The sequence below is a fragment of the Arthrobacter sp. Hiyo1 genome (assembly GCF_001263615.2).
Lineage (GTDB): Bacteria > Actinomycetota > Actinomycetes > Actinomycetales > Micrococcaceae > Arthrobacter.
In genome coordinates this window covers 1,001,655-1,006,650 of the sequence record NZ_DF952468.1, presented here as the reverse complement: position 1 = coordinate 1,006,650, position 4,996 = coordinate 1,001,655, and the positions used below count along the sequence as shown (strand labels likewise).

At 62.0% G+C, this 4,996-nt stretch carries 4 protein-coding genes and 1 pseudogene; 1 reads left to right on the top strand and 4 read right to left on the bottom strand.

The window, feature by feature from the left end; genetic code table 11:
- On the bottom strand, positions 1 to 161 hold a 161-nt coding region (locus AHiyo1_RS04495; protein ID WP_113990564.1), incomplete at its 3' end, for an SDR family NAD(P)-dependent oxidoreductase.
- Positions 158 to 1,087: an NAD(P)-dependent oxidoreductase gene (locus AHiyo1_RS04490; RefSeq protein WP_059387760.1), complete on the bottom strand. Its 930-nt coding sequence runs from the start codon at positions 1,085 to 1,087 to the stop codon at positions 158 to 160. The genes AHiyo1_RS04495 and AHiyo1_RS04490, both read right to left, overlap by 4 nt.
- 71 nt (positions 1,088 to 1,158) lie before the next feature.
- On the opposite strand from AHiyo1_RS04490, the gene AHiyo1_RS04485 reads away from it, so the two are divergent.
- Complete coding sequence (locus AHiyo1_RS04485) at positions 1,159 to 2,226, top strand: D-2-hydroxyacid dehydrogenase (protein WP_059387759.1); 1,068 nt, start codon at positions 1,159 to 1,161, stop codon at positions 2,224 to 2,226.
- 175 nt (positions 2,227 to 2,401) lie between these two features.
- On the opposite strand, the gene AHiyo1_RS04480 is transcribed toward AHiyo1_RS04485, so the two are convergent.
- Positions 2,402 to 3,757, bottom strand: coding sequence for an MFS transporter (locus tag AHiyo1_RS04480; protein ID WP_059387758.1), 1,356 nt, complete (start codon positions 3,755 to 3,757; stop codon positions 2,402 to 2,404).
- Positions 3,758 to 3,908: 151 nt separating this feature from the next.
- A pseudogene (locus AHiyo1_RS04475) lies at positions 3,909 to 4,705 on the bottom strand (IclR family transcriptional regulator).
- Positions 4,706 to 4,996: the final 291 nt, after the last annotated feature.

The following is a 4,996-nucleotide window of genomic DNA, read 5'->3' as shown; positions in this document are numbered from 1 at the left end:
GCCATGGCGGCTTCCGCGTCCTTGAGGCGTTCCGTGTTGATGCCGTTGAGGACAACGGTGGCACCGGCGTCGGCCAATCCGCGGGCCAGCGCATTGCCGATGCCGCGGCTGGATCCGGTCACGAGCGCAACGCGCCCGGTGAGATCAAAGAGTCCACTCATGGTTGTTTCCTTACGTAGTTCAAAGGGCTGACGGAAGAGTCGCTGAGGTTGGCGATGGCCTGGCGGACAACTGCGAGGTCCTGGTCGCCAAGGCCCTGATCAATCAGTTCGCGGTAGAGTTCGACGCCGGCAGCCGCCATCGGGACAGCGGCACCGGCCGCTTCGGCGCTTTCGAGCACGAACTTGAGGTCCTTGTGCATGAACTTCGCCGGACCCGTGGGCGCGTAGTCCTTGGCTGCGAGGCGTGGACCGACAATCTCCAGGACCCGGCTTCCGGCGAGTCCTCCGGAAAGCACCTCGAACAGGGTTTCGACGTCCATGCCCGAGCGCTCGGCGAGTTCAGCGGCTTCCGCGAGCGCCGCCGTCGTAGTCCCGACGATCAGTTGGTTGCATGCCTTTGCCAGCGATCCGGCACCCAAGTTGCCCATGCGGCGGACGGTGGCCCCCATGGATTGGAGCACGGGAAGCGATCGCTGGAAGTCTTCCTCGGCGGCCCCCACCATGATGGCCAGCGTGCCGTCCTGCGCACCTTTGGTGCCCCCGCTGACCGGTGCATCGACGACGACGGCGTTCCCGCCGCTTGCGCTATGGACCGTCCGGCCGAATTCCTGCACGGCGGCCGGAGACACGCTGCTCATGATGATGATCGTGGTCCCCGGAAGCGGCGCGTCCGAGCGCCAGGACTCGAGCAACGGCGCGGCGGCATCCAGGATGTAGGAGAGATCCGGAAGCATGAAAATGATGACGGGCTGGTCCCGGAGTCCGGCAACCGACTCCGAACGATTTCCGCCGAGCTTCTCCAACTCGGCGAGCGCTTCGGCGGAACGGTTCCACGCAGTCACTTCCCAGCCGTTGCCGAGCAGATTGGCTGCCATGGGGAAGCCCATCAGCCCGAGTCCCACAAAACCTGCGGTCTTGGCGGTCATCTTTCGCATACACCTCACTTCTTTGTGGTTCATCTTTCAAAAACTGTTCAATATCCTAGCCTCAATTCAGTATGATGAACACCATGACGACTGATGAACTCACCATCGCGATCGCAGTCCCGCTCGAAGCCGAGCATGTGGAGCGTATCCGCGCAGTAGATCCGAGCATCACGGTGCTCTACGAACCCGAGCTTCTTCCTCCGGAACGCTTCCCGGCCGACCACTCGGGCGATCCGGACTTCAAGCGGACTCCCGAACAAGAGGAACGCTACTGGTCCATGTTGAACAAGGCCCAGATCCTGTACGGCTTCCCCAACGAGAATCCGGCCGGCCTGGCCCGCATCGCACAGAGCAACCCGCACCTGCAGTGGATCCACGCCATGGCCGCAGGTGCCGGTGGCGCCGTGAAGGCCTCGGGGCTTGACAGCGAGACCCTGCAGAAGTTCAAGGTCACCACGTCGGCAGGCGTCCATGCCCTTCCGCTGGCCGAGTTCGCAGCCCTGGGCATCCTCAACGGCTTCAAGCGCAGCGGGGAACTTGCACAGGACCAGGCTGCCAAGGTCTGGCCCGAGTTGCGCACCCCCACCAAACTTGTGAACGGCTCCAAGCTGGTCATCACGGGTCTCGGCGAAATCGGCCTCGAGACCGCCCGCATCGCCCGCGCCCTTGGAATGAAGGTGAGCGGAACCAAGCGGAACGTCGAAGCGATCGACGGAATCGACGAGGTCGCGGACAACGATGGCCTGGCCGGACTCCTTGCCACGGCCGACGCCGTTGTCAACACCCTCCCGGGCACTCCCTACACTGAGAAACTCTTCAACCACGAGGTCTTCTCGGCGATGAAGCCTGGCGCGGTCTTCGTCAACGTTGGCCGCGGAACCGTGGTTGACGAAGACGCGCTCCTCGAAGCCTTGGACACCGGCCAAGTGTCCTACGCCTGCCTGGACGTTTTCGCGGTCGAGCCACTCCCCCAGGACAGCCCGCTGTGGAACCACCCGAAGGTCATGGTCTCGCCGCACACCTCGGCACTCAGTGCCGCGGAGAACCGCCTCATCGCCGAACGCTTCGCCAGCAACCTGCGTACGTTCCTCGACGGCGGGGAACTCCCCCACCTTGTGGACACGGTGCACTTCTACTAAACCGCCGGCTTCCCAGCGCCATCGTGGCGGCCCCTCCGGTTTCCGGAGGGGCCGCTTTGCTGTATGGGGCGGGTTTGCCGGGGGTTATCCGGGGGTAGGGCACGAAAAAGCGACGGTCCCCTCCGCACCTAGGAGGGGACCGTCGCTGCTTGCGTACCTCGTGGTACGGGACTTCTTACTTCGCATCCTCCAGGGAGAGAAGGTCACGGCCGGCTGTTTCCGGTGTGAAGAACGTGGTGATGTATGAAATCAGCGCGAGGACCAGCGAGTAAACCGCCAGGACCACCCAGGAGTTGCCCGTCGCAGCAAGGAGCGCGACGCCAACCAGGGGCACGAGTCCGCCGGCCAGGACAGCAGAGAGTTCGCGGCTCAATGCCACACCGGTGAAACGGTACTGCGAGCCGAACAATTCCGGCAGTAGCGGGCACTGCGGACCAAGCATTGACTGCACGCCAAGGGCGATGCCGACAACCATGACGGCCCACACGAGGGTCACGTTGCCGAGGGTCACCAAGTAGAACGCGGGAATAGCGAAGATCGCCTGGAACAGTGCCCCATAGCGGTAGACCTTGACTCGACCAATACGGTCAGACAAGGCGCCGAAGGTGACCACCATGACGGCGGCGAATCCAGCGGCGATCAGCAAGCCGACCGGGCCGATGAACTTGTCGCCAGGGAAGACACCTTCCTTGACGGACATGAAGGAGATGAGCAAGGCAGAGTAGATCGAGGAGTTGCCGTTCTCACCCATGCGGAGGCCGATGCCTACGAGCACATTCTTTTTGGAGTGCTTCCAGAGCTCACCAACGGGGTTCTTCACCACGTTCTTGTGCTTCTCAAGCTCCTGGAACACCGGGGTTTCCTTCAGCTTCAGACGGATGAAGATTGCCACGACGATCAGAATGATGCTCGCGAGGAAGGGCACGCGCCACAACCAACCTTCGAGTACGCCCTTATTGGCCATGCCAATGAGCGCAAAGGTGCCGGCGCCGAGGAGGGTTCCAAGTTGGATGCCCACGAACGGCAGCGAAGCGAAGTAGCCGCGGCGCTTAGGGGGTGCAACCTCGGAGATCAGCGTGGTTGCGCCAGCCTGTTCGGCTCCAGCTCCCAGGCCCTGGACAATACGGAGTGTCACCAGCAGGACAGCTCCGAGCATGCCCGCCTGGTCGAACGTCGGAAGCAAGCCGATCGCGAAGCTGGCAAGGCCCATCATGCCGATGGTCATCAGGAGGACCACCTTGCGGCCAAAGCGGTCTCCGATGAATCCGAAGAAAATGCCACCGAAGGGCCGCGCAGCGAATCCAACGCCATAGGTAGCGAAAGACGCGATCAATGCGCCGCTTTCACCCAAGGGCTTGAAGAACAGAGGTCCGAAGATCAGGGCCGAAGCCAGACCATAAATGTAGAAGTCGTAGTACTCCAGGGCGGATCCTACCGAGCTGGCAAGCGTTGCCCTTCGCAGCTGTTCCGGCTCAACTACTGCGCCGTCCATATCAGCAAGCTTTGTCTTAGTACGAGTTGTCACAAGCACTCCCTCAAGAACACTCCAGACCCCCGTTGGCCTGGCGAGATAGTGTCAGCCGCCATGGCGTGAATCACTATATTGAACAGAGTACAGCACGTTGTACAAGTTTCAAGTGGTGTAATCAGATTTATTTATGACCCCGTCGGGGCGGCCAGATCTATCCCATCGGGTTGCCCAGCGAGTGGGCGAGCTCCTTGAGTTCCTTCACCATGAGGGCAGCCTGTTCCTCGGAAAAAGTGGCCTTCAGGGCTGTCACCGAGAGACCGAGGCTGGGGCCATGCGCCCCGTGGGTGGGGACGGGCACGGCGAGGCAAACCACGCCTAGTGTGGATTCCTCATCCTCCAGGGCGTAGCCCTGCTTGCGGATCGCGACAACCTGGGCCTTGAGCTCGGCGGCACTCCGGAGGGACTTCGGGGTCATGACAGGCAGTTCCACGTCGTCCGGGAACATCGCCTCGATGTCATGGTCGTGAAGCTGGGCCAGGAGGACCTTTCCGACGGCGCTGAGGGAAAGCGGCATTTTGTCGCCGATGTTCGACGTGAGCCGGACGGCGGGGTGCCCTTCGTAGCGGGCCAGGTAGATGATGTGATCGCCGTCGATCATCGCGATCCGCACGGTTTCGCCGGAGAGCGTCGGCGCCTGTTCACAGAACTTGTAGAACTCCTGGACTTCGTCGAGCCGGCTAAGGTAGGCGGCGCCAAGTTCAACCAGTTTCCGGCCAAGTGAAAAATCGGCACCTTCGCGGGTAATCAGCCGGGCTTCCTCAAGAGCGAGCAGCAGGTTTGACGTGGAAGACTTCGGAATCCCGAGTTCCCTCGCAAGGTCACTGAGTGTCAGCCTGCCTGAAGGGGCCTCCGCCAAGGCATCAAGGACCGCAGCAGCGCGGGTCACGGCAGCGCCGGCGAGGAGCTCCCCAAGCCTTCGGCGGAACGGGGGGTGCGGGAATCGGCCATGATTCTCCTTCGCGGTTCGTGCGTCTGGCGCAGAGCGGGCGCGTGCCAGGTAGAAACGCCACCCTGGGGCAGCGGAACTCCGGTCCGAGGCACAACGCTTGTTCAATCCACTGAACAACCACCATCATAGTGGCTTGGTGCTGGGATGAGACGCGCCGGACGGGGGATGGCTTCCTTTCCATATCCAGAAATTCTCTGTATATTCATCTATGAGCTCTCCACCGCGGCATCCCCCAATAGTCGCGGTGGAGAGCTTTTCCAATTCCCGGCACCGAATCCGAGCCGACGCTA

What these genes read in the sequence shown, in the direction of transcription:
- AHiyo1_RS04490 (WP_059387760.1), bottom strand. Translation starts at nt 1,087, where the DNA reads ATGACCGCCAAGACCGCAGGTTTTGTGGGACTCGGGCTGATGGGCTTC.
- AHiyo1_RS04485 (WP_059387759.1), top strand. Translation starts at nt 1,159, where the DNA reads ATGATGAACACCATGACGACTGATGAACTCACCATCGCGATCGCAGTC.